This is a genomic window from Alicyclobacillus acidocaldarius subsp. acidocaldarius Tc-4-1 (genome assembly GCF_000219875.1).
GTDB classification, from domain to species: domain Bacteria; phylum Bacillota; class Bacilli; order Alicyclobacillales; family Alicyclobacillaceae; genus Alicyclobacillus; species Alicyclobacillus acidocaldarius_A.
On sequence record NC_017167.1, the window covers coordinates 1,364,064 to 1,387,491 of the forward strand.

At 63.0% G+C, this 23,428-nt stretch carries 20 protein-coding genes; 18 read left to right on the plus strand and 2 right to left on the minus strand.

What is annotated here, in order from left to right; translation table 11 throughout:
- Positions 1–14 precede the first annotated feature (14 nt).
- The 11 genes from TC41_RS06405 to TC41_RS06455 all read left to right on the plus strand — a co-directional run bounded on the left by TC41_RS06405 (position 15) and on the right by TC41_RS06455 (position 13,466).
- Positions 15–1,052, plus strand: a complete 1,038-nt coding sequence (locus TC41_RS06405) for an aspartate-semialdehyde dehydrogenase (RefSeq protein ID WP_014464198.1) — start codon at positions 15–17, stop codon at positions 1,050–1,052.
- Positions 1,053–1,071: 19 nt separating this feature from the next.
- A complete protein-coding gene (gene dapG / locus TC41_RS06410; RefSeq protein ID WP_014464199.1) occupies positions 1,072–2,289 on the plus strand; it encodes an aspartate kinase in 1,218 nt (405 codons plus the stop codon).
- A 15-nt stretch (positions 2,290–2,304) separates the two neighbouring features.
- Positions 2,305–3,195, plus strand: a complete 891-nt coding sequence (gene dapA / locus TC41_RS06415; RefSeq protein ID WP_014464200.1) for a 4-hydroxy-tetrahydrodipicolinate synthase — start codon at positions 2,305–2,307, stop codon at positions 3,193–3,195.
- A complete protein-coding gene (locus tag TC41_RS06420) occupies positions 3,192–4,457 on the plus strand; it encodes a class I SAM-dependent rRNA methyltransferase (RefSeq protein ID WP_014464201.1) in 1,266 nt (421 codons plus the stop codon). The genes dapA and TC41_RS06420 overlap by 4 nt, the downstream gene beginning before the upstream one ends.
- A 152-nt stretch (positions 4,458–4,609) precedes the next feature.
- Positions 4,610–6,355: an acyl-CoA dehydrogenase family protein gene (locus TC41_RS06425; RefSeq protein ID WP_014464202.1), complete on the plus strand. Its 1,746-nt coding sequence runs from the start codon at positions 4,610–4,612 to the stop codon at positions 6,353–6,355.
- Between the two features lie 7 nt (positions 6,356–6,362).
- The gene (locus tag TC41_RS06430) at positions 6,363–7,253 is read left to right on the plus strand and encodes an NAD(P)-dependent oxidoreductase (protein WP_014464203.1); all 891 of its coding nucleotides are present in this window, start codon (positions 6,363–6,365) and stop codon (positions 7,251–7,253) included.
- A gap of 24 nt (positions 7,254–7,277) precedes the next feature.
- Positions 7,278–8,720: a CoA-acylating methylmalonate-semialdehyde dehydrogenase gene (locus TC41_RS06435; RefSeq protein ID WP_014464204.1), complete on the plus strand. Its 1,443-nt coding sequence runs from the start codon at positions 7,278–7,280 to the stop codon at positions 8,718–8,720.
- Between the two features lie 30 nt (positions 8,721–8,750).
- Complete coding sequence (locus tag TC41_RS06440; RefSeq protein WP_237700048.1) at positions 8,751–9,809, plus strand: enoyl-CoA hydratase/isomerase family protein; 1,059 nt, start codon at positions 8,751–8,753, stop codon at positions 9,807–9,809.
- Between the two features lie 36 nt (positions 9,810–9,845).
- Positions 9,846–11,492, plus strand: coding sequence for an acyl-CoA synthetase (locus TC41_RS06445; protein WP_014464206.1), 1,647 nt, complete (start codon positions 9,846–9,848; stop codon positions 11,490–11,492).
- A 4-nt stretch (positions 11,493–11,496) separates the two neighbouring features.
- Positions 11,497–12,675, plus strand: a complete 1,179-nt coding sequence (locus tag TC41_RS06450) for a thiolase family protein (protein WP_014464207.1) — start codon at positions 11,497–11,499, stop codon at positions 12,673–12,675.
- Between the two features lie 32 nt (positions 12,676–12,707).
- On the plus strand, positions 12,708–13,466 hold the full coding sequence (locus TC41_RS06455; RefSeq protein WP_014464208.1) for a 3-hydroxyacyl-CoA dehydrogenase: 759 nt from the start codon (positions 12,708–12,710) through the stop codon (positions 13,464–13,466).
- Between the two features lie 54 nt (positions 13,467–13,520).
- Here TC41_RS06455 and TC41_RS06460 read toward each other — a convergent pair whose 3' ends face one another.
- Positions 13,521–14,615, minus strand: coding sequence for a Glu/Leu/Phe/Val family dehydrogenase (locus tag TC41_RS06460; RefSeq protein WP_014464209.1), 1,095 nt, complete (start codon positions 14,613–14,615; stop codon positions 13,521–13,523).
- Positions 14,616–15,085: 470 nt separating this feature from the next.
- On the opposite strand from TC41_RS06460, the gene TC41_RS06465 reads away from it, so the two are divergent.
- From TC41_RS06465 to TC41_RS06485, 5 genes are all read left to right on the plus strand, one after another.
- Entirely contained in the window at positions 15,086–16,741 is a 1,656-nt protein-coding gene (locus TC41_RS06465) for a ribonuclease J (RefSeq protein WP_014464211.1), read from the plus strand.
- Between the two features lie 179 nt (positions 16,742–16,920).
- Positions 16,921–17,700 carry a ClpP family protease gene (locus tag TC41_RS06470; protein ID WP_014464212.1) on the plus strand — a complete coding sequence of 260 codons (780 nt, stop codon included), beginning with the start codon at positions 16,921–16,923 and terminating at the stop codon, positions 17,698–17,700.
- Positions 17,700–17,903 (plus strand): YlzJ-like family protein, encoded by a 204-nt coding sequence (locus TC41_RS06475; RefSeq protein WP_014464213.1) that lies wholly within the window; start codon positions 17,700–17,702, stop codon positions 17,901–17,903. The genes TC41_RS06470 and TC41_RS06475 overlap by 1 nt, the downstream gene beginning before the upstream one ends.
- 65 nt (positions 17,904–17,968) lie before the next feature.
- Complete coding sequence (locus tag TC41_RS06480) at positions 17,969–20,398, plus strand: FtsK/SpoIIIE family DNA translocase (protein WP_014464214.1); 2,430 nt, start codon at positions 17,969–17,971, stop codon at positions 20,396–20,398.
- Between the two features lie 62 nt (positions 20,399–20,460).
- On the plus strand, positions 20,461–21,042 hold the full coding sequence (locus TC41_RS06485; RefSeq protein ID WP_014464215.1) for a hypothetical protein: 582 nt from the start codon (positions 20,461–20,463) through the stop codon (positions 21,040–21,042).
- 47 nt (positions 21,043–21,089) lie between these two features.
- Here TC41_RS06485 and TC41_RS06490 read toward each other — a convergent pair whose 3' ends face one another.
- A complete protein-coding gene (locus TC41_RS06490) occupies positions 21,090–21,440 on the minus strand; it encodes a hypothetical protein (protein ID WP_014464216.1) in 351 nt (116 codons plus the stop codon).
- Between the two features lie 158 nt (positions 21,441–21,598).
- Here TC41_RS06490 and TC41_RS06495 point away from each other — a divergent pair, with 158 nt between their 5' ends.
- Both TC41_RS06495 and TC41_RS06500 read left to right on the plus strand, forming a co-directional pair.
- Entirely contained in the window at positions 21,599–22,627 is a 1,029-nt protein-coding gene (locus TC41_RS06495) for a hypothetical protein (protein ID WP_148260136.1), read from the plus strand.
- 23 nt (positions 22,628–22,650) lie between these two features.
- Entirely contained in the window at positions 22,651–23,421 is a 771-nt protein-coding gene (locus TC41_RS06500) for a DUF3388 domain-containing protein (protein ID WP_012810807.1), read from the plus strand.
- Positions 23,422–23,428: the final 7 nt, after the last annotated feature.

Here is a 23,428-nt window from a genome sequence, read left to right on the forward strand (position 1 = left end):
GAAGGAGTTTGGGGATGGAGAGAAAAGATCGGTATCACATCGCGATTCTCGGCGCAACGGGCGCGGTGGGCAGGCGGATGTTGTCCACGCTCGAACGCCGCGGCGTTCCGGTCGGAGAGGTACGACTTCTCGCTTCCCCTCGGTCGGCGGGGACACGCATCCCGTTCCGAGGCGAGGAACTCACCGTCCAGGCCGTCCAGCCTGACTCATTCGACGGCGTGGACATCGCCTTGTTCAGCGCCGGCGCGTCCGCGAGCGAAGAATGGGCACCAGTCGCCGTGGAGCGCGGCGCCGTCGTGATCGACAACTCGTCGGCGTTCCGGATGCATGAGGACGTGCCGCTCGTCGTGCCGGAGGTCAACCCGCACGCCCTCGCGGATCATCGCGGCATTATCGCGAATCCGAATTGCTCGACCATTCAATTGGTGGTGGTGCTGCATGCGCTGCGCGACTTTGGCCTCGAGCACGTGACCATCTCGACGTATCAGGCCGTGAGTGGCATGGGTCAGCGGGCGATTGACGCCCTCTTAGAGGAGGTCCGGCGGACGGAAGCCGGTGAGCGCGATGTGACCACGGTGTTCCCGGTGGTCAAACAGGACCGGCACGTGCCCATGGCGTTTAACGTTATTCCGCAGTGCGACATCTTCCTCGACAACGGCTACACCAAGGAGGAAATGAAGCTCGTCAACGAGTCGAGAAAGATCCTGGAGCTCCCATCGCTGCGCGTCACCCCTACAGCGGTACGCGTGCCCGTCCTGTACGGTCATGCCGAGTCGGTCGCGGTGCGCTTTCGCCAACCGGTTACCGTCGCAGAGGTCCGCGAGCGCCTCGCAAACGCCGAAAACGTCGTGTTGGTCGACGATCCGGCGTCCTGCGCCTATCCGCACCCTCGGATGGTGGAGGATCGCGGGGAGACGTTCGTCGGCCGTATTCGCCAGGATTTAGAAGATCCGTGCACGATGCTCCTTTTCATCGTCGCCGACAACTTGCTAAAAGGCGCGGCGTGGAACGCGGTGCAGATAGCTGAGAAACTCATCGAGATGGCGGGTTGAGCGAAGGAGTCGAGCCGTTGTGAAGATTGTGGTGCAGAAGTTTGGGGGCACGTCCGTGGCGACACCGGAGACAAGGCGCGCGGCGTACCGCCACGTCGAGCGCGCCTTGGACGAGGGGTATGCGGTCGCCGTGGTGGTCTCCGCCATGGGGCGGCGCGGAGACCCATATGCGACAGACACGCTTCTCAGCCTGTTGGATTCGGGGGATGGGGCAGGCCACGAGCCCGACCCGCGGGATCGCGACCTCCTGATGAGCTGCGGCGAGATTATCTCGGCGGTGGTCTTTGCGCACGAGCTTCGCAGTCGGGGCCACCGGGTGCGCGTCTTCACCGGAGCGCAGGCTGGGATTGTCACCTCGGACGACTTTGGCAATGCGCGCATCCTGGACGTGCGCACGGATGGGCTGCGGGCCGCGCTCGAAGCGGGTGAAATCGCAGTCGTGACGGGATTCCAGGGCTGCACGGAGTCCGGCGACGTGACCACGCTCGGGCGAGGTGGGAGCGACACGACGGCCACCGCCCTCGGCGTGGCGCTCGGGGCGGAAGTGGTCGACATCTTCACCGACGTCTCCGGGATCATGACCGCGGATCCCCGCATCGTGGAGGACGCGCGCCAGCTGCGCCAGGTGACGTATACTGAGATCTGTAACATGGCCTACCAGGGGGCGAAGGTGATTCACCCGCGGGCCGTGGAGCTCGCGATGCAGGGCAACGTGCCCATCCGGGTGCGAAGCACCCTGTCGGACGATCCCGGCACGCTCGTGACGCAGGCCGCAGCGCATTTGGAGCACGGCCGCGTGATGGATCGCTACGTCACCGGGATTGCGCATACGCCGAACGTCACGCAGATTCGCGTACGGGGCGAGGGCATCGGGGCGTCGTCCATCTTTCGCCTGATGGCGGAACACCGCATCTCAGTGGACTTCATCTCGGTGACGCCCTCGGAGGTGGCGTTCACCGTACCGGACGCGCTCGCCGATGCGGCTGTCCACCACCTGTCTCAGCTCGGCTACCGAGTCGAGACGCGGCCCGGATGTGCGAAGGTATCGGCCGTTGGCGCGGGCATGATGGGCGTTCCTGGCGTGATGGCTCGAATTGTGGACGCGCTGGCGGAGGCCGGGATCGAGATCTTGCAGTCCGCGGATTCGCACACGACCATCTGGGTGCTGGTCGATGGAAGTCAGATGGAAGACGCAGTTCGCGCCCTTCACCGCGCCTTTCAGCTTTCCGGAACCTGAACAGGGGAGATGCGTATGGATTTTGGAAGTCTGATCACGGCAATGGTCACGCCCTTCGATGCCACGGGTGCGCTCGACGAGGGGCGGCTGCGGCGGCTTGTGGATCATCTGATTGACACGGGCACGACCGCGGTCGTCGTGTGCGGGACGACAGGCGAATCGCCGACTCTGAGCCACTCGGAAAAGCTGCGCCTGTTCGATGCCACCCTTCGGGCGGTGGACGGCCGGATTCCGGTGATTGCCGGCACGGGCACCAACTCCACCAAGGATTCCATTGAGCTCACGCTCGAGGCCGCCCGTCTCGGCGTGCAGGCTGTCATGCTCGTGACTCCGTATTACAACCGCCCGTCCCAGGAAGGGCTGTACATGCACTTCGCCAACATCGCGGAATCGACCACCTTGCCCGTGATGTTGTACAACGTGCCGGGGCGCACGGGGGTCAATCTGCAGCCGCAGACCGCGCTTCAGCTGGCGGCCATCCCGAACATTGTCGCGCTCAAGGAGGCGAGCGGCGATTTTTCGCAGATCCTCCGCATTGCAGCCGAAAAGCCAGATGACTTTCTTCTCTACAGCGGGGACGACAAGTTCACGCTGCCCATGCTCGCCATTGGCGCCGCGGGCGTCGTGAGCGTCGCGGGCCACGTCGTCGGCCGGCAGATCCGCACGATGATGGATCTGTTCTGGCAAGGGCAGGTGGACGAGGCGGCCTACTGGAGTGCACGGCTGTTGCCCATCTTTGAAGCCATGTTTATGGAGGCGAGCCCGGCGCCGGTGAAGGAGGCGCTTTCCCTGATCGGCATCGACGTGGGATCCGTCCGCTCGCCGCTTGTGCCGGCCTCGAAGGCGCTCCGCGATCACCTGTATACGCTTCTGAACGCGCTCGGGGTCATTGAGGCAAGCGCATGACAGAGAGGAGAGACGGGCTGTTGCCAACGCGCCTCGTCCTGCGCCGCGATCGAAGGCGGCGCTTGGAACAAGGTCATCCCTGGATTTATCGCTCGGAGGTGGAGCGGGTGGAAGGCCCGCTCGCTCCGGGCGATCTCGTCGACATCGTGAATCACCAAGGCGTCTTTTTGGCCCGCGGCTACGCGAATCCCCAGTCGCAGATCTTTGCGCGCGTCCTGACCTATCGGCAAGGCGAGCCCATCGACGTCGATTTTTCATCCGGCGCTTTCAACAGGCGCTGGAGTACCGCCGCAGGTTTTCACCCGCAGGCGCTCTCCTATGGACGCGCCGTGTACGGCGAGGCAGATTTTGTGCCTGGACTTGTCGTGGATCGGTTCGGAGAGGTGCTCGTCGCCCAGGTGCTGACTGCGGGCATGGAGCGGCTGTTTGCGCAGGCGCTTGAAGCGCTTGTCGAAGTGTACAAGCCCGTCGGGATCCTGGCGCGAAACGACGTGTCCGTGCGAGCACTGGAGGGGCTGCCTCTGGTGGTGGAGACGGTGTACGGCGAGGTCCCCGACGTGGTCGACGTGATCGACAACGGGCTCACATTCGCAGTGGATCTGCGCGAAGGCCAAAAGACAGGGTATTTTTGGGATCAGTCGGAGAACCGGGCGGCGATTCGACCGCTCATGACGGGCTGGACGGCGCGGCGCGCGCTGTTCGGCGAAGCTCCGGGGCATGTGGACGGCGCCCATGTGCTCGACTGTTTCTGCCATACGGGGGCGTTCGCCGTGCATGCGCTGCACTACGGTGCGGCACACGTCACAGCGGTGGACATCTCTGCGGACGCCGTGGAGCTCGCGCGGCACAACGCTCAACGAAACGGCGTGTGGGATCGGATAGACTTCGCCGTGGCCAACGCGTTCGATTACCTGCGCGAACAGGATGCGCGCGGCGCGCGTTACGACGTGGTCATCCTGGATCCGCCGGCTTTTGCGAAGTCGCGGCACTCCGTCGATAGCGCGGCGAGAGGCTACAAGGAGATCAACCTCCGCGCCATGCGCATCCTGCGGGAGGGCGGCTTCCTCGTCACGGCGAGCTGTTCCTACCACATGTCGCCCGAGCGGTTTCGGGAGACCGTCCTGGAGGCGGCTGTCGATGCCCACAAGGTGCTGCGGGTCGTGCGCGACGCGCGCGCCGCAAGCGATCACCCCCAAATCGCCGGTGCCCCAGAACAGCACTACCTGAAGTTTCTCATCTACGAGGTGCGCAGTCGGCGGTGAGCCGACTGCGCCGGACCCTTGCGCTCCAGGTCGCCGTCGGGGTATAGTGAATCTATACAATGATTGCATAATGTTGTGCGCGAGCCGGGCGAGGGTTCGCATAAACTTGTGGACCTGCTTGAAACCGTTTGCATACGGCTCGGCGGAAGGAGATGCGTCGCACGGTGGATGTCACCCAGGAATTTCACCTAGGTTTCGAAGACGCGCTCACGCCGGAGCGCCGAAGCGACGAGCATGATCTCATCGAGGAAACGGCCCGATCCTTCGTGGGACGAGATGTGCTTCCGCGCATGGAGGCGCTCGAGTCTGGCGACGTCGCTGTCCTGAAAGCGCTTTATCGGAAGGCCGGGGAATTGGGCCTCATCGGAGTGGATCTGCCGGAAAAGTACGGCGGGCTGGAATTGGATCTTCTCTCGTCCCTGTTGGTCTCGGAGACGCTGGGGGAAACGGCAGGATTCGGCGTGTCCATCAACATTCACAGCGGGGTTGCGCTTCACCCAATTCTCTATTTTGGCGATGAAGCGCAGCGTTCTTCCTATCTGCCGCGGCTCGCTGCGGGCGAAGTCATCGCGTCGTACGCGCTCACGGAACCGGATGCGGGGTCCGACGCGCTCCACGGCAAGACCAGCGCCCGCTTGGACGAAGCTCGTAAATGCTATGTTCTCTCTGGGCAAAAACAGTGGATCTCGAACGCGCGCGTGGCCGGCGTGTTTGTGGTGTTCGCGCAGCTTGCCGGCCGTGGCATGACCGCCTTCGTGGTGGATCGAGATCGACCTGGTGTGTCCGTCGGCAAGGAGGAGAACAAGGTGGGCATTCACGCGAGCCCGACGGCCTCCCTGATCCTCGACGACGTGGAGGTTCCGGCGTCGGCCCTGCTCGGCGCGCGTGGTCATGGACACCGGATTGCCCTTTCCGTTCTCAATCTCGCAAGGCACAAGATGGCGCTCTACGCACTGGGGCAAACGAGGCGAGCCATCCGGATTGCCGCGGCGTACGCCAAGGAGCGCCGCCAGTTCGGCGTACCCATCGCGTCGTTCGGCATGATCCGGGAAAAGCTCGGCTACATGGCGGCGCGGTACTTTGTGGCGCGGAGCGCGGCCTATCGAACGGCGGGGGAACTTGCCCCAGGCAAGAAGCGGGCGCTGGACCTCGCGTTCCGGTCGGACCTCGAGCCGGAGGAGAAGGTGCGCAGCGTGGCTTCGGCTCTGTCGTCGTGTATCGCCGCGTGTTCGCTGAACAAGGTGCTTGCCACGGAGGTTCAGGCGTTCGTCATCGACGAGGCGGTGCAGATTCACGGCGGATACGGCTACATGGAGGACTACGAAATTGCGCGGATGTACCGAGACGCGCGGATCACGCGCATTTTCGAAGGGACAAACGAGATCAACCGGCTGGCGATTGTGCGGGACCTGATTTCGTCTCGCGCTCGGGAAGCGAGCGCTTGTTCATCAAGCGCCGCATCGCCTGGTGGATCGGCTTCCTTAGCCGCAGCTCTCCCTGCAGGCCGTCTTCGCGCGACCCTCGAGGGCGCGGAACAGGTGCTTCGGGCCATGAAGAAGGGCTTTGATACTGTCGTCGAGGCGGCAGTCGCCCGTGAGGGCGCGAGACTCGTGGATGAGCAGCCCCTCGTGCGTCGGCTCGCGGATGCCCACATGTGGATGTACGCGTTGGAGTCCGCGCTCGTGCGGGTGGCATTGGCCGCCGACGGGCGAGGTGTCGCGCGCGATCTCGGCGCGGAGTTCGCCGCCGTCGCCTGGGCGGACGCGGTTCGCCATGGTGTCACACCGCTCCTCGAGGCCGCTCGCCACGTCGGCGTGAAGCTTGATGGCTTGGACTACCCGGACGAGATCGGCCAACTTCAGGCCATCGCAGAGTACGTATTGGATAAGGTGAGGTGAGAGACTCATGGAAAAACCGGTGGTTGGATTTTTGGGGCTCGGCAAGATGGGCCTGCCCATGAGCCTGAATTTGGTGCGCGGCGGGTATGAGGTGTACGGCTATGACGTCGTGGAGCGATCTCGAGGCGCGTTCGCGCAAGAGGGCGGCAAAGCGTGTGAATCCGCTCTCGACGTGGTGCGCGCGGCGGACGTGTTGTGCGCGAGCCTGCCAGGGCCCGCAGAAGTGACCCAGGTGTTCGGCGAACTCGTGAGCCAGGAGGGGCGCGCGGGGCAGCTTGTGATTGACTTCAGCACCGTGTCGCCTCAGGTGAATCATCAGGTCGCCGAGGCGCTCGCCAACCGCGGCATCGACTATCTCGGCGCCCCGGTCTCGGGCGGCGTCGAACGAGCGGTGGATGGGTCGCTCACCGTCATGGTGGGTGGGGCAAAGGCGGCCTTTGACCGCGCGAAGCCGCTGCTCGACCTCATCGGCCAAAACGTGTTTCACATCAGCGAGGACGTCGGCGCCGGATCGGTGGTGAAGCTGGTCAACAATTACTTCATTGGATATTACACACTTGCGGTGGCCGAGGCGCTCACGCTCGCAGGCGAGATGGGGATGGATCTGGAGCAGTTGTTTTCCATCCTCAACGTGAGCTACGGCCAGAGCCGAATCTACGAGCGCAACTGGAAATTGTTCATTTCGAAGGATTTCTACGAACCCGGTTTTACCACGAGGCTTCTCATTAAAGACCTGCACCTCGCCAAGGACATGGCCGCGGCCAAAGGACTCGAGTTGCCGATGACCGAGGTGCTGATTGACATGTACGAAAGGGCGGCGGAACGCGGATACGCGGATCTCGACATGGCCGCCATGTACCGCTACATCCAGGATGTCAAAAACGAGCAACGGGCGTGATCGCCTGGAAAGAGGGGAACCTGCATGCGCCGTCTCCAGAACTACGTGAATGGAACTTGGGTGGAAGTTGAGAGCGAAGGCGCCGTACCGGTCTACAACCCTGCGACAGGCGAGGTGATCGCCGAGGCGCCGCTATCGGCACACGCCGACGTGGCTCGTGCCGTCGAGGGCGCGAAGCGGGCGTTTGCTTCGTGGAGCCGCGTGCCCGTCGTGAAGCGGGCTCGGGTGGTGTTCGATTTCCTGGCGAAGCTGAAGGCGGAGCGGGACAACATCGCGAAGATGATCACGACGGAGCACGGAAAGAGCTACCTGGACGCGCAAGCCGAGGTGGATCGCGGTATCGAGGGACTTGAACACGCCTTGTCCGCGCCCACGCTGATGATGGGCGAATCGCTCGCCGAGGTGTCCGAGGGTCTGGAGCAGACGTACTACCGATATCCCCTGGGCGTTGTCGCGAGCATCACACCGTTCAACTTCCCGGCCATGATCCCCTTGTGGGTGATGGGGTGGGCCATCGTCACGGGCAACGCGCTGATCCTGAAGCCGTCGGAGCAGACGCCGATGACCACCCTTCGCTTAGTCGAGATGTTTCACGAAGCGGGGTTGCCCCCGGGCGTACTTCAAGCGGTGAACGGCGGCAAGGAGGCTGTGGACGCCATCCTGACGCATCCTGAGATTGTCGCCGTGAACTTCACCGGCTCGACGAGGACGGCCGCCTACGTGTACGAGACGGCCGCGCGCCACCACAAGCGGGTACAGGCCTTCGCGGGCGCGAAGAACCACGCCATTGTGCTGGAAGACGCGGTGCTCGAGCCGACCGTCGACGGCATTCTGCGCGCGGCGTTTCACAACGGCGGCCAGCGCTGCATGGCCACCTCCGTCGTCGTGGCCGTGGGCTCCGTCGCAGACGAAGTGGTGGAGCGGCTGGCCGAGGGCGCGCGGCGCATGAAGATTGGCCACGGTTTTGAGGAAGGCGTCGATGTCACGCCGCTGATTCGAAAGGAACATCGCGATCGCGTCCGGGCCTACGTCGACGAAGCCGCGATGTCTGCGCGGCTCGTGGTCGACGGCCGGCCGGCCATCGAGGAACACCCGGAAGGATTTTATCTCGGCCCGTGCTTGCTCGATGGCGTCACGACTGACATGCGCGTCTGGCAGGAAGAGCTGTTCGGCCCTGTGCTTTCCGTCGTGCGGGCGCGCGATCTCGACGAGGCCATTGCCATCGCGAATCGCTCGCGCTACGCAAACGGCGCCATCCTGTATACGCAGAGCGGCAAGGCCGCACAGGTGTTCCGCGATCGCATTGACGCCGGCATGGTGGGCATCAACGTCAACGTTCCGCTGCCTGTGGCCTTCTTCCCGTTCGGAGGACACAAGGACTCCTTTTACGGCGTGACAGGCGAGAACGGCAAGGAACTCGTTCAGTTCTTCACGCGAAGAAAGGTTGTCTCGACGCGTTGGTTTTGACTTCAAGCGAGGTGGACTATGGACAGCATCGTGTTTCGAAGGACAGGATCGGTCGCTTGGCTCGCACTCAACCGCCCGAAGCAGTTGAACGCGCTCAGCCTCGAGATGATCCGCCTACTTCGCCATCACTTGGACGAGATGGCGCAGGATCCGTCGATCCAACTCGTGGTGCTGTACGGCGAGGGCGACCGCGCCTTCTGCGCCGGCGGCGACATCCGTGCGCTATACGACGCCAAGGATGAACCGAATCTCGACACCGCGGCCGCCTTTTTCTCCGAGGAGTACGCGCTCGACGATCGCGTCGCGCGGTTTCCAAAGCCGGTCGTCGCGCTGTGGAACGGCATCGTGATGGGAGGCGGCGTTGGGCTCACGTATGGCGCGGCGTGGAAGGTCGCGACGGACCGCACGCGGTTTGCCATGCCCGAGACCGGGATCGGCTTCTTTCCGGACGTCGGCATGTGCCACGCGCTCAGCCGAATGCAGGGTGGGCTCGGGCATTATCTGGCGCTCACCGGCGAGTCCGTTGGGGCCGATGTGCTCCTCGCGGCGGGCGTGGCCAACGGCTGGCTCGCGAGCGGCGAGCGCCCGTCCTTTGAGGCGGAGCTCGCGAAGCGAGGTGAACAGGGAGAAACCGCGGAGCAACTCCAGCGCTGGTTGAAAGAAAAGCTTACCCCAGAGCACCGGCCATCCGAGGAGGTCGCGAACTTTCTCCAGCGGGTGCAGGCATACTTCGACAGCCCGTCGCTCTCCGACATCTTGGCTCGCCTGCGGGAGGGATCCACGCGCGACCCGTTCGCCGCGCAGGCGCTCGAGATCCTTCGCCAGCGCTCGCCGCTCTCGTTGGCGGTGACCTTCGAGGCGCTCCGCCGCGCGCGGAACGCCACGTACCGCGAGGTCCTGGAGACCGATCTCAATCTCGCTCTTCAATTCATTCGCCGGGGCGATTTTGTCGAAGGGGTGCGCGCCCAGCTCGTCGACAAGGACCGGCGCCCCCGGTGGCGTCACGCCGACCTGGCGAGCGTGACGCCCGACGAAGTGGAAGCGTTTTTCGAACCCATCACTCACCTTTCCATCCCGTTTGCCGATTAAGCGCCCCATGAGCTTCCTGGAGAGGAGCGTCGTGAGATGGAGCCAACCCAAACCGCTGCATTTGCGGACCTTCTGGCGCCGGACGTGTTTAACATCGCGGGCGCCATTTTGGACCGGGACGAGTCGAGGCGCGCGCTCGTGTGGCGCTCGGAAACCGGAGCGAAGCGGACGCTGACCTACGGCGAACTTCGCCGCGAGTCCCTTCGCCTGGCGCACGCCCTTCACGATCTCGGCCTTCGAAAAGGCGACCGGGTGCTGGTGTTGATGCCGCGCCGCCCGGAGACCTACGCCGTGTATCTCGCCATCCTCTCGATCGGCGCCGTGGTTCTGCCGGGGTCGGAATTGCTCATGCCGAACGACATCGCCTATCGCCTGAAGCATGCGGAGGCGAAGGGCGTGATCGCCCACGCGGCACTCGCGGAGCGGGCCGAGGCGGCCATCGCCGAGGCGCCGTGGGTGCAGTTGCGCGTGGTGGTGGAGGGCTCGCGCGAAGGCTTTTTGGCGTACGAGGACCTCGTGCGCGGCGCACCCGGAGAGTGGGACGTGGTTCCGACCCGTCGGGACGATCTCGCCTTCCTGTCGTACACCTCCGGCACGACGGGCTACCCCAAAGGCGTGATGCACGTCCACGGCTGGGCATATGCGCACTGGCACATCGCTGCGAAGCGCTGGCTTGGCATTGAGCCGGACGACGTCGTGTGGGCCACCGCCGGGCCCGGATGGGCGAAGTGGATCTGGAGTCCATTCGTCGCCACGCTCATGTCGGGAGCCACAGGGTTTCACTACGGCGGCCGTTTCGACGCGGAGACGTTCCTTCGGCTCATCGACGAAGAAGGGGTGAATGTGCTCTGCGCGACCCCTACGGAATATCGGATGATGGCGAAGGTGGATGGACTAGACAGGTTTCGCCTCTCGTCGCTGCGCCAGGCCGTGAGCGCGGGCGAGCCTCTCAATCGGGAGGTCATTGATACGTTCCGGCGGCATTTTCAGATCACCGTGCGCGACGGGTACGGGCAGACGGAGAACACGCTTCTTGTCGCGACGTGCGTCGATACGGAGGTTCGCCCCGGGTCCATGGGGCTGCCGACGGTGGAAGGGGCTGTCGACATTGTCGACGAAGAGGGCAGGTCGCTTCCGCCGGGCCAGGTGGGAGACATCGCGGTCAGGCGGGACTTCCCGGCCCTCTTTCGGGGCTACTACAAGGACGAGGAGCGGACGGTAGCTCAGTTTCGTGGCGCGTGGTACATCACGGGCGATCGCGCCGAGAAAGACCAGGACGGCTATCTGTGGTTCAGCGGCCGGGCGGACGACATCATCATCAGCGCGGGATACACCATCGGGCCGTTTGAGGTGGAGGATGCGCTTGTGAAACATCCGCTGGTGCGCGAGTGCGCGGCGGTATCGAGCCCGGATGAGGTGCGGGGTGCGATTGTCAAGGCGTTCGTCGTCTTGAAGGATCTCAACCTTCATCGAGAGTTGGCATCCGACGCCGAGCGGCGCGAAGCGCTGGTGCGCGAACTTCAGGAGCACGTGAAGCGGATCACCGCGCCCTACAAGTATCCGCGCGCAATCGAGTTTGTGGAGGATTTGCCGAAAACGACGTCGGGGAAGATTCGCCGCGTCGAGCTCAGAGAGCGAGAGTGGAAACGGCACCGCGAGCTGAACGCGGGGCAGGGAGGGTGACATCATGTACGAGGCCGTGATCGTCGACGCTATCCGCACGCCCATCGGGCGCAGAAACGGCTCGCTGAAGGACGTGCACCCGGTGGATCTTTTGGGACACGTCCTGCGCTCCATCGTCGAGCGCAACCAGTTGCCGCCCGAGGCGGTGGACGACGTGATCGCAGGGTGCCTGACGCAGATTGGCGATCAGGCGGTGAACATCGCGCGAAATGCCTGGCTCGCGGCGGGGCTCCCGGAGTCGGTGCCGGGGTGCACCATCGATCGCCAGTGTGGATCGAGCTTGCAAGCGCTTCACTTCGCGGCGCAGGGGGTGATGAGCGGCGCGTACGAGATCGCCATCGCCTGTGGCGTCGAGGCAATGTCGCGCGTGCCGATGATGTGTTCCATTGGGGTCTATGGGACGCCGATGACGGAATCGCTGGAAGCGCGTTATCACATGCGCCAGTACAACCGCTCCTTCTTCGATCAAGCGCTCGGGGCCGAGCTCTTGGCGAAGGAATGGGGCTTTTCCAGGGAGGATCTCGACCGATTTGGTCTCCGGAGTCATCAATTGGCAGCCAAGGCGAGGACCGAAGGGAAGTTTCGGCGCGAAATCGTGCCGGTCCCGCTTTCGCTCGCCAAGTCCTCCGGGTACTTTGCAGAGGACGAGGGCATTCGGACGGACACCTCCCTCGAGAAGATGTTGTCGCTGAAGCCGGCCTTCCCCGATCTGGAACTCATCACCGCCGGCAACGCGAGCCAGATCTCGGATGGCGCCAGCGCAGCGCTGGTTATGCGCAAGGAGACAGCGGAGAAGCTGGGACTGCGGCCGCGCGCGCGGTTTGTCGCGTTCAGCGTGGTGGGCGTGAACCCCGTGACGATGTTGACCGGTCCGATTCCGGCGACCGAAAAGGTGTTGCAGAACGCTGGGCTCAAGGTCGAAGACATCGATCTGTTCGAGGTGAACGAGGCGTTCGCGCCCGTGGTCTTAGGGTGGCAAAAGGAGATTGGCGCGCCGTGGGACCGCGTGAACGTCCATGGAGGCGCCATCGCGCTCGGACATCCGCTCGGCGCGACGGGGACTCGAATTGCGGCGACGCTGTTAAACGCGCTCGAGGATCGCGGAGGGCGCTATGGGCTCATCGCCATTTGTGAAGGGGCGGGCATGGCGAACGCGACCGTGATCGAACGGATGGATGCCTGAAATGGCAGTAGGAAGATCAGGGAGGTTGCGGAATGAAACTTGACGGAGCGACGTTCATTGTGACAGGCGGCGGATCCGGGCTCGGCGAAGCGACAGCGCGGGCGTTCGCCGAGGCCGGCGCGCGCGTCGCCATCTTCGATATTCAGGAGGAACGAGGAAAGCGAGTGGCGGAGGAGATCGGCGGCCAGTTTTTCCGCGTCGACGTGACGGACGAAGACGCGGTGCGCCGCGCGGTGGGCGAAGCTGCGGAGGGCGGCGTGCTCCGGGGCGCCGTGAACTGCGCCGGGATCGCCGCGGTGGAAAAAATTCTCTCGAAGCGTGGCGTGCATGCGCTGGAGAGCTTCGCGCGCGTGATCCAGATCAATCTCGTCGGTACGTTCAACGTGTTGCGCCTCGTGGCGGCGCGCGTAGCCGAGGCGCCAGCGCTTGAAGACGGCGAGCGGGGGGTGATCATCAACACCGCGTCCATCGCGGCGTACGAGGGTCAGATTGGCCAGGCGGCCTACTCGGCGTCCAAGGGCGGCATCGTCGGGCTCACGCTTCCCGCGGCGCGAGAGCTGGCGGCGTACGGCATTCGCGTGGTGGCCATCGCGCCGGGCATCTTTGAGACGCCGCTTCTCATGGGCCTGCCCGAGGCCGCGCGCCAGTCGCTCGGGCAGCAGGTACCGTTCCCGCAGCGGCTGGGACGGCCGCGCGAGTACGCGTTCTTGGCGCGGCATATCGTGGAAAACCCCATGCTGAACGGCGAAGTCATCCGCCTGGACGGGGCGCTGCGGATGCAACCGAGGTGAATGGGCGGATACGAAAGGCGCGGGGTAGGTCCCCGCGCCTCGCACTTTTTTAGGTCAGCGCCCGCGACGCAGCGGTTCGTGATGACCCAAGTGCGTGCTCCGGACCTGCCGCAGGGTTTCGATGCGCTTCATGGCCATCTCGTCAGCGGCCCGATGCGTCGGAATGCGCCGCTCGGCCGAGAGCTTGTACAGGTTGAGCATAATCTCGTAAATTCGCTCGACCTTGGACCGAGCGCGATCCGGATGATACCCTTCGAGCTCGTCCGCCACGTTGATAAGTCCACCGGCGTTGATCACGTAATCCGGTGCGTACAAAATACCTCGCTCGTGCAACATGTCTCCGTGCCGCTCCTCGGCCAGTTGGTTGTTCGCTGAGCCTGCGATGATCTGCGCCCGGATCCGCGGAATCGTCTCGTCGTTCAAGACCGCGCCCAGTGCGCACGGCGCGACGATGTCGCAGTCAGCGCTCAGGATGTCTTGAGGAGCCAGCGCCTGTGCGCCGAATTCGTTGACCGCCCGTTCTACCTGCACAGGGTTGACGTCGGCCACAAGCAGTTGGGCTCCGGCCCCTCGCAGGAGGCGAGCTAGTTCGTACCCGACACTTCCCAGCCCCTGAATCGCGACGCGGCGCCCGGCGAGATCGTCCGTGCCGTAGAGATACTTGGCACTCGCCTGGATCCCGCGAAAGACGCCAAGGGCGGTCATGCCGCTCGGGTTGCCGCTCGAACCGTAACTCGGCGAGATGCCGCACACGTACGGCGTCTCGAGGTGAATGAGATCCATGTCCTGAACGGTGGTGCCGACGTCTTCGGCGGTGATGTAACGCCCGCCCAGGCTGTGGATATACCGCCCGAGGGCGCGAAACAGGGCCTCACTCTTGTCCTTGCGAGGATCTCCCATGATCACGGTCTTGCCGCCGCCGAGGTTCAGTCCGGCCGCGGCCGCCTTGTAGGTCATGCCACGCGCCAGGCGCAGCGCGTCGACGACCGCATCTTCTTCGGACGGGTAGGTCCACATCCGGCACCCGCCGAGCGCAGGGCCGAGCGTCGTGTCGTGGATGGCAATGACGGCGCGCAGGCCCGAGGCCTCGTCGTAGCAGAACACCACCTGTTCGTAGTCGTATTGGGCCATGCGGGTAAACAGTTCCATGTCGTTGAAGACCTCCCCACTGGAGTATACCGCTCCGGCGGTCCTACCAGAACGATAGGGCGGCGCTCGCGTAATTGCAATCGCTTTCAATCAAACTCAATTGTAGCATGATTTCTGATTCAAGACTACATCTTGTGGGCGACGCCGCGGTCGGTCGGATTCCTTGTTCGCGCCGTAGGCGGCGATGGATGGTTGTATGAGGATCCGAACGGGAGTATAATGACAATGATAGTGACATGTGCGGCTTATTCGCGCGAGGGGCGTGCGAACCCTGGCGCGGAGACAACGAATGGCGTGAAAGCGGATGGAACGGGTCGGGTGGTCCGTTTGAGCGCGTTCGATGCACAGAAAGACACGGCCTTGGTCTGAGCGGGCTTTTTTTGCATGTTGAGGGAAGTGCGAAAAGAGACCGGGCGGGCGGGTCGTGATCGTGTCGCTGAATTCCATAAGTGTGGCAACGGAGGTGCAAAATGCCAAGATCCAAATCGAGACTTTCCATCATCCCGCTCGGCGGAGTCGGGGAGATTGGAAAGAACATGACGTTGTATTGGTACGGGCAGGACATGATTGTGGTCGATGCGGGGCTGAAGTTTCCCGACGAAGATATGCTCGGCATCGATATCGTCATTCCGGATATCACGTTTTTGGTCGAGAATCGCGAGAAAATTCGCGGCATCTTTCTGACGCACGGACACGAGGACCATATCGGCGGGCTTCCGTACGTGCTTCGGGAGATCAAGGTGCCAGTGTACGGGACGCGGTTGACGCTCGGTCTCGTCGAGAACAAGCTGCGCGAGGCGGGCGTTCACGACGTGAAGCTCGTGACGATGGACGGCAAGTCGCGCGTTCAGCTCGGCCAATTCGCAGTGTCTCCGTTTTACGTGAACCACAGCATTCCGGACACGGTCGGGTTTGCCATCGAAACGCCGGAAGGTATTGTCATCCACACGGGCGACTACAAGTTCGATCAGACGCCAATTGACGGGCGGCACGCGGACATTCATAAGTTGGCGCAGTGGGGGGCGCGGGGCGTGCTCGCGCTCGTCGGCGACAGCACGAATGCAGAGCGGCCCGGTTACACGCCGTCCGAGATGACGGTCGGGATTCGAATTGACGAGATCATCAGTCAGGCCCCTGGGCGCGTCATTCTGTCCACTTTTGCGTCCAACATCCACCGCCTGCAACTGATGATTCGGGCGGCGGAGCGACATGGCCGCAAGGTCGCCATTGTCGGCCGCAGCATGGTCAACAATGTCCAGACGTCGCTGCAACTCGGGTATTTGGAGGCGCAGCCGGACACGCTGATCGATCCCGACGAGGTGAACAAGTTGCCGCCAGAAAAGGTGGTCATCCTCTCCACGGGCAGTCAAGGAGAGCCCATGTCCGCGCTTACGCGCATGGCTCGCGCCGCGCATCGGAAGATCGAAATCGTGCCGGGCGACACCGTGGTGTTAGCGAGTTCGCCCATTCCGGGCAACGAAAAGTTCGTGGCGAGGACCATCGATCAGCTGTTCCGCGCGGGAGCTCACGTGATTTACCGCGGCGTGCACGCCTCAGGGCACGGAAGCCAGGAAGAGCTCAAGTGGATGCTCCAACTCGTGCGCCCGAAGTACTTCGTCCCGGTTCACGGCGAGTTTCGCATGCAGCGAATTCACGCCGATCTCGCCATGCAACTCGGCATTCAGCCGGACCACATCTTCATCACGGAGATTGGCGATGTGGTCGAATTTGAAGACGGGCGCGCCCGACTCGGCGGCAAGGTGCCGGCTGGATCGGTGATGATCGACGGGCTCGGCGTGGGAGATGTCGGCAATATCGTGTTGCGAGATCGCAAGTTGTTGTCGCAGGACGGCATCCTGGTCGTGGTGGTCACGCTGTCCAAGACGACAGGACACATCCTGTCGGGTCCCGACATCATCTCGCGCGGGTTCGTCTATGTGCGCGAGTCAGAGGCGCTTTTGGACGAGGCGAATCGCCTCGTGGAGAGCACACTCAGCAAACTGGTCTCGGACAACGTGAGCGAGTGGTCTTCGCTGAAGACGGCGGTCCGCGATACACTCGGCAGGTACCTGTACGAACAGACGCGGCGCCGCCCGATGATCCTGCCCATCATTATGGAGGCGTGATGGCCAAGGGCTGCATCCGCGAAGTCAGGGCTATCCTCGGTCCGCACGAAACGCGGCGAGCGGGGATAGCCCTCGTCGTCTTTCAGCAGGACCGCCGTTCTAAGCCGGACCGAATCGGCGGTTGCGTATGGACGCGCTTCCCTTTGCCGATACTGGGACGGCGGGAGGCGGATGCGAACATGGAGACAAAGTCCACCTACGATGCGGTGATGAACGCGAAGACTACGGGCGGGGCGGATGCTCAGGAGACGAAGGACGCTCCCTCGTCCGTCGAGTCGCTCGGCGCGAACGAACCCGCCGCCGTGGTGACGGGCGACATCTATTGTTTGACGGTCATCGGCCAGATCGAGGGTCACATGGTGCTGCCGCCGCAGAACAAGACCACGAAATACGAACACGTCATCCCGCAGCTTGTCGCGGTGGAGGAGAGCGATAAAATCGATGGATTGCTCATCATCCTCAACACGGTGGGCGGCGACGTAGAGGCGGGCCTCGCCATCGCAGAACTGGTGGCGTCGATGTCGAAACCCAAGGTGTCCGTCGTGCTCGGCGGAGGCCACTCCATCGGCGTCCCCATCGCGGTAGCAGCGGATTACACGTTCATCGCTGAGTCCGCCAGCATGACCATCCATCCGATTCGCTTGAACGGCCTCGTGATTGGCGTGCAGCAGTCGTTTGAGTACCTCGAGAAGATGCAGGATCGGGTGATCCGTTTCGTGGTTGAACACTCGCGAATTTCGGAGGACATGTTTCGCCACTTGATGCTCAACACCGGCGAGATGGCGAAAGACATCGGCACGACGGTGGTGGGACGGGATGCCGTCAAGTATGGCCTGTGCGACGAAGTGGGCGGCCTGGGGCATGCGATGAAGAAACTGAAAGATCTCATTCGGGAACACAAGGAGTCCCGAACAGGTGCGGTGCTCGCGCAAGTTCCTCGGCCGGGGGTGATCCAGTGATGCTTTGGACGATCTTGGCAGAGAGTGAAATTTATAGCGGGTGGTGGGGCAGTGGGCCGCGCTTCGAAGAGTGGAAGGATGGACACCGCACGCTCATCGTCGCCCGGGACGAATCCGGCACGCCGAGACTTGTGCGGCTGATAAGCCCCATTGCAAGTGACTATCTCAGGCCTGAGTGGCAGCCGGGCACCGCGCTTCGCTGAAGGCGGAAGGCAGGAGTTTGAGCGCCCGGGTCGAATCATCAGTCTAAGGAAGGGACTGGTGAGGATTGGCTCGCAAGCAGCAGCAAAAGAATGTGCTGAAGTACGAAGTCACCGGTCTGGCGATGCTCACGGCCTGTGCGCTGGCGCTCGGGCGCCTGGGACTCGTGGGCCAGTTCCTGGCCGTCGTGAGCATCTACCTCGCTGGGAGCTGGTATTTTCTCATTCCCATTTTGGTGGGCTACGCGGCCGTTTACATGATGGTGCGCAGGAGTCGCTTCGTGTGGGACGGCCGCCATCTGGGTCTCTTGATCCTCCTCCTGTGCATGCTCGCTCTCATTGAGATGAATTTTTATTCCAATCTCGCGGATCAAGGGCTTCAGTCGTACTTTTGGTCGAGCGAGTGGAACGCGCTGCAGGCCTTGCGCGCCTACGTCTTTCATCCGACGTCCGGTGCGCCTCCGAGCGCCGGAGGGGGACTCATTGGCTTTTTCGTCTTTCAACTCTTACATCTCTTGTTCAATTCGCCGCAGACCTACGAGCTGGGGCCGCGTCTGGTGATTGTCGCGGGGGGGCTTATCGGGATTGCCCTCGTCTTCCAGGTGTCGCTCGTGAGCGTGGTTCGTCGCGGTTCTCGGTATACGGAGCAGGCTTTAGACCGCATGTGGTCCAACATCCGTCGGCAGGCTGGGCAGGTGTTTAGACGGGAGAAAGATCCTGAGCCCGAAGTGGTGGAGGATGCGCCGAGGGCCACACGGCCTGCAGTGGTGATTGACGGCGACGTGCTGGAGGAAGCGGAGCCGGAGGCTCCTCAGGTGGAGGCGGAGCCCATCATCCATGACTTTGCGGCTCGCGCCAGCCGGTCGGAGAAGGCCGACGACCTCCCGCCCTGGGGAGAGCCCGACGAACCTGTGGTCGAGACCGATGCCAAGGGACTTGTGGTCCGCTTCCCGTCGAAAGGCGAGCGGAAAAGGCCATCGCCCACGCGTGAGGAGGAGCGAAATTCGACCGTTGTGCCCGAGTACGAGGTGGGGCCGATGGTCCACGACGAGTCGTATCAGCTTCCTCCGCTCACGCTGTTCGATCCACCTTCGGGCAAGCACGCGCCTGTGGCGACGGCGAACGTGCAAGAGAATGCGCACAAGCTGCAGTCTACGCTCCAGTCGTTCAACGTGCAGGCTCGGGTCGTGGAAATTCACCGCGGGCCCACGGTGACGCGATACGAAATTCAGCCTGCGGCCGGCGTGAAGGTTGCGCGGGTCCTGTCGCTTCAGGACGACATCGCGCTCGCGCTGGCGGCCCGGGATATCCGCATCGAGGCGCCGGTGCCGGGCAAATCCGTGATCGGCATCGAGATTCCCAATGACGAGATCGCCGTGGTGACGCTCCGCGAGGTCCTGGAGTCGCCCGAATTTCAGAACTCGCCCGCGAAGCTCGCGCTCGCGCTCGGGCGCGACATCACCGGTGCACCGATTGTCGGGGATCTGCAGAAGATGCCTCACCTCCTGGTGGCGGGCGCCACGGGATCGGGCAAGAGCGTCTGCATCAACGGGATGATCGCGTCCCTCTTGGTGCGCGCCAAGCCCCACGAGGTCAAGCTGATGATGATCGATCCCAAGATGGTCGAGCTGAGCATCTACAACGGCATTCCGCACCTTCTGACGCCCGTCGTGACGGACGCGAGGCTGGCCGCGGGCGCGCTCAAGAAAATCGTGCAGGAGATGGAGAACCGGTATCGGCTGATGGCGGAGCGGGGCGCGCGCGACATCGATCGGTTCAACGAGATCATGCGCGAAGAAGGTCTCGAGCCGCTGCCATATATCGTCGTGATCGTCGACGAATTGGCCGATTTGATGATGGTGGCGCCGCACGACGTGGAAGACGCCATCTGCCGCTTGGCGCAAATGGCGCGCGCGGCAGGGATTCACCTCATTGTGGCGACGCAGCGCCCCTCGGTCGACGTCATCACCGGTCTCATCAAGGCGAACATCCCCAGCCGAATTGCGTTTGCTGTTTCGTCCATGGCGGATTCCCGCACCATCCTCGACATGGGCGGCGCGGAGAAGCTGCTCGGCCGCGGCGACATGTTGTACTATCCCGTGGGAGCGGCGAAACCGACGCGCGTGCAGGGCGCTTACGTGTCGGAACGCGAGATTGAGCGGCTCGTGGAATACGTGAAGAGTCAGCAGCACGCGGTGTATACGATGGATCTGAGTACCGCCATCGAAGAGGAACCGGAGGACGAGGGCGAGCCGGAACTCGACAGCCTGTTCATGGACGCGGTCGATCTCGTCGTGGACATGGGGCAAGCGTCCGTCTCCCTTTTGCAGCGGCGGTTTCGCATCGGATACTCGCGCGCCGCACGCATCATCGATCAAATGGAACAAAGCGGAATTGTAGGACCATACGAGGGCAGCAAGCCTCGCGAGGTGCTGATCACGAAAGAGCAGTGGCTGCAGGCCAAAGCCTCGTTCATGCGCCAGCATCAGGCCGAGTGAGGCATACACCCGTCCGCCCTCCCGTATACATGTCCTAGTCCAATACAAGGAGAGGACGACGGGTGGTACGCCAAAAATCGTCCATCACGCTCATGGCCGTGGCTTTTCTCGCGCTGTGTGGATACATGGGTTTGGAACACGCGTTGTCGGAGCGGGGAGCGGATCGCAACGCGTCTGGCGTTCGTGGCGCCGGCGAGGTCGTCATGTCCACTGAAGCCGCGCCGTCGGATGCCGAGATGGACACCATCGCCGCGAGTCTGGCGGACATTCCGGGGCTGTATGACCTCGCGGTGTTGCCCGACGATCGCGGCGACGGCCAGTTCGTCGTGTCGGCGATGGTGGAAGTGGAGACGGCCTCTGGGCAGTTGCCAGACCCGACGGTCGCGTTTCGCGATATGCGCGCGGATACGGACGCGTATTTGAGCGATCTGTACTTGTTGAAAGAGCCGATTGCGGAGGCCGAGATCACCTTCACAGAGGGAGGAACCATCGTGGGAACGGCCGGGCTGGGGCGGAGCGCCTACGCGCATTTGGCGGCCCGGACAGCCGGGGAAGATCTGGCTGGCGCGATGGAGGGTGCACATCAAGACGATACGAGCGTGGACGAAGCGTGCTGGATCGAACTGAAGCCCCTGGCGAACTGAGGACCTTTCGCTCCGAGCCAGAAGCAGTCAGAAGACAAAAGGGACGCCTAGGGGCGTCCCTTTTGTCGGCTTGCGCCGTCGATGAACCGCTGGGTGACGGAGATCTGCTCGCGGCGAAACGATCGCATCAGCGCGCGAACAACCGGCTCGTGACCTGTGCGCAGAAGCGCATCCACGATGGTCTGCAGCGTAAAATTCTCGTCGAGCGACTCACGCACATGCGGGTGGTCCTCGAGATGATCGAGCCAGGTCTCGTCGTAGTACTTCCCGCGCAGCTCTCGATAGGCCTCCTCATAGAGGTCGTAAATGTCGAACGGCGCGTCGATCTGCTCTAAATAAAAGTCAAGCTGGTACAGCGCTTTGGCTACGGACACGTGGTCTCCGCTGATATCCCCCACGGCGCCATCATCCTTTCGTATACCCTTATCATGTGAGAGAGACGCGTGAAAGGCAAGCGTGGAGATCTCCCTGGGATGAGACAAGCCGATCGCGAAGGTTTACAATAGGGTGAAGCGATGCTGGCGGAAGCCCGCGCAAAAGGAGTGGAGTGTCGACGGTGAAAGGAAAGTGGCGGTTCGCGGTGGCGATTTGCACTGTCGCGGCCAATGTCGCGGGCTGTGGTGCGCCGGATCTTGCGGCGATGCGCCCGACCGTTCACAAACCCGCCGTGCTCGTGGAGATCGTAGGTTCGCCTCCGTTTGCGCCGTCTGCATCCCAACTGGGAACGGCAGGCGCCACGGCAGTTGAGGTGGTGCACGTATCTTCGAGCACATGGCGGTCGGAGGCGGAGAAGGAGCTTGCGAGACGGAGACTGACAGGTCTCATGCTCGTATGCGACGACGCGAGCGTCGTCACGCCGGGCCTCGACGAGTTGGCGTCTTCAAATCCTTCCGTGCGCTTTCTGGTCGTCAGCGATTGGCCAGCTCCTCTAACGGAATCAAGCAATGTCGCGGAAGTGGCACAGGATCCCGTCGGCATCGCGTACAGCATCGGTGCGCTCTGCGGGGATTGGATGGTGGCCCTGGCGCCGGGATCGACGAGCGGCGCCGTATACAGCGGCGTGCCGAGTCTCGTGTATGTGCCGGAGGGGGCGAGCGCTGCTGAACAAAAGGCGTTCTTCGTCGGTCTGTACCAGACGAACGCGAACGTCCGGGTGGTTCCGCTTCCACAACAGGCCGCGCCTAGCTTGTCGAGCTATGGGTACGCGGTGGAACTCGGTGTTCTTGGGGGCGACGCATCTCCTGCGGCAATTCAGTCGCTTCGTGGTGTGACGCCCAACTGGGGCTGTTTCGGAACGGCGACGAATCCAGGCTGCGCCATTGCGCCGGGTCACCTCGACCCTTCGGAGGTGCTTCGGGCGTTCAAGGTCCTCGCATCGCCGGCGTCCTGGCGGTCTGGCGAGCACCTTGTGCTCGACTTGTCATCTGTCGCGCTATACGACAAGGGATTGCCGGCTTCGGTGATCACCGCGTGGGCCGCACTGCAGGTTCGAGCGGAGTTGGAAGCGGCGCGCGCGGACGCCGCCTTTTCCTCGCTGCCGGCCAACGTGAGATCGAACCTCGAGAATACATTTCACCTGTCGTAGGATGCGAGAAAGGTTGAGACGATTTGGCCGAGTATTACTTCCAGTATCACATTCGCCGAGATCGACCGGGGTTGTTGGGCGACATCGCTTCCCTGCTTGGCATGCTCGGGGTCAACATCGTACAATTATCGGGAGTGTCCGAGTATGGAAGAGGATTCCTGATCGACGTGGATCGGCCTGACATCCTCGATGTGCTTCGGACCATGCTCGAGTCCATGGAAGACATCGAAGTGACAGCGCTCCGGGAACCGACGCTTCGGGACAGGCTTGCGCTGCGCCACGGGCGATTTATCGAGCGGAGCGACACGGAGAAACGGACGTATCGGTTCGTTCGAGACGAACTCGGCGTTCTGGTCGACTTTTTGGGTGAAATTCTGAAGCGCCCCGGTCGACAGGTCATTGGCGTCCGTGGACAGCCGCGCGTGGGAAAGACCGAGGCGGTGGTGGCGGCGAGCGTCTATGCGAATAAGCGTTGGCTGTTTGTGTCGTCCACGCTGCTGAAGCAGACGATTATGCGCGAGCTTCCATCCGCCACGTTTCGCGCCGAACCCTTCGTCTACATTATCGACGGCGCGGTCTCCGTGATGCGCGGCGGCGAGGACCATATGCGCTGCGTGGACGAAATCCTGCGCATGAAAGCGCCGGTCGTGATCGAGCATCCCGACATTTTTGTCCGGCGGACGCGCTACACGTGGGATTTGTTCGACATGTTGATCGAATTGCGCCGAGATCCGCAGGAAGAAATTCGCTATGATATGTTCGAAGACGAAGCGGCCACGTGGGCTCAAGAATAGAGACGCC